The organism is Psychrobacter sp. 1U2 (genome assembly GCF_051847575.1).
The window spans coordinates 1-577 of the sequence record NZ_JBPYDC010001548.1; the positions used below are offsets into that span (position 1 = coordinate 1).

General features: G+C 44.0%; 1 protein-coding gene. It reads left to right on the forward strand.

The genetic code is table 11. The features are described 5' to 3' along the window. A partial coding sequence (locus ACS8FD_RS23110) for an adenylosuccinate synthetase (RefSeq protein WP_439277578.1) occupies window positions 1–577 on the forward strand: 577 nt, incomplete at both ends.

Consider the following 577-nt stretch of genomic DNA (forward strand, 5'->3'; position numbering starts at 1 on the left):
AGCACCTGATGCTTTATTAAAAGAGATGAAAGCGCTTGAAAACAACAACGTGCCTGTACGTGAGCGCCTACGTATTTCACCTAACTGCCCACTTATCATGCCTTATCATGTGGCACTCGATCAAGCCCGTGAAGCAAAGCGCGGTACTGGTAAAATCGGTACAACAGGTCGCGGTATCGGTCCTGCTTACGAAGACAAAGTTGCGCGCCGTGCGATCAAGCTTGCTGATTTATTCCGTGAAGACCTAGAAGAAAAACTACGTAACCTAATCGAATATCATAACTTCCAGCTGACTCAGTATTATAAAGTCGACGCGATCGATTTTGATGAGACACTCAAGCTATGCCAAGAGTGGAAAGAAGAGATTAAAGGCATGGTAACTGATGTCACTGAAGACCTTAATCAGTTGCGTTTGGCTGGCAAGAATTTAATGTTTGAAGGTGCGCAAGGTACATTACTTGATATCGATCATGGTACTTATCCGTTTGTGACTAGCTCAAGTGTCACTGCGGGCGGCGTATCTACTGGTACTGGTATCGGTCCATTGTATTTAGACTATGTATTAGGTATCACTAAA